This window comes from Janthinobacterium sp. BJB301 (genome assembly GCF_002735685.1).
Taxonomy (GTDB): Bacteria; Pseudomonadota; Gammaproteobacteria; order Burkholderiales; family Burkholderiaceae_D; genus Janthinobacterium; species Janthinobacterium lividum.
Genome location: NZ_PDZJ01000016.1, coordinates 1 through 844 on the forward strand (window position 1 = coordinate 1; position 844 = coordinate 844).

Below are 844 nucleotides of genomic sequence, written 5' to 3' on the forward strand. Positions count from 1 at the left end.
ACTGCATGAAGTTGGAATCGCTAGTAATCGCGGATCAGCATGTCGCGGTGAATACGTTCCCGGGTCTTGTACACACCGCCCGTCACACCATGGGAGCGGGTTTTACCAGAAGTAGGTAGCTTAACCGTAAGGAGGGCGCTTACCACGGTAGGATTCGTGACTGGGGTGAAGTCGTAACAAGGTAGCCGTATCGGAAGGTGCGGCTGGATCACCTCCTTTCTAGAGTTTGCACGAATCAGGTAACTGGTTCACGCATCAAATGTTCACACTTATCGGCTGTTTAATTAAGAAGAAACAGTAGTCGTAGTAGTTCCGCGTTGGGGCTGTAGCTCAGCTGGTTAGAGCACCGTGTTGATAACGCGGGGGTCGTTGGTTCGAGTCCAACCAGCCCTACCAGTACAAATTCCCGGGGGATTAGCTCAGCTGGGAGAGCACCTGCTTTGCAAGCAGGGGGTCGTCGGTTCGATCCCGTCATCCTCCACCAAAGTTTTACTCGAAAGTGCAAACGTAAGCCGGTCAAATAGACCCGGGTTTAGGTTTGATCTTTTAGCGATCAAAGCTGTTTCGTTCTTTAACAATCTGGAAGAAGTAAAGATTATTTATTGATCGGTTTGCCGTAAAAGGTGAATCGATGGGTAATGATTGTATGTATCAACAAACAAGCAACAACGTTGTACTTTCTTATCCCTGTAGCGCTCTTTAGTCATGCAAATGATTAGAGGCTAACGTTATAGGGACAAGCGAATAAGTGCACATGGTGGATGCCTTGGCGATTACAGGCGATGAAGGACGTAGTAGCTTGCGATAAGCTGCGGGGAGTGAGCAAACACACTTTGATCCGCAG

Annotated in this window: 2 tRNA genes and 2 rRNA genes; all 4 read left to right on the forward strand. The window is 48.6% G+C overall.

The features are described 5' to 3' along the window. A 16S ribosomal RNA gene (locus tag CSQ91_RS28355) occupies positions 1-219 on the forward strand; the annotation flags it as partial. Between the two features lie 100 nt (positions 220-319). Next, positions 320-396: transfer RNA gene (locus tag CSQ91_RS28360), tRNA-Ile, on the forward strand. A gap of 12 nt (positions 397-408) precedes the next feature. Then, positions 409-484: transfer RNA gene (locus CSQ91_RS28365), tRNA-Ala, on the forward strand. A 250-nt stretch (positions 485-734) separates the two neighbouring features. Further along, positions 735-844: ribosomal RNA gene (locus tag CSQ91_RS28370) — 23S ribosomal RNA — on the forward strand; the annotation flags it as partial.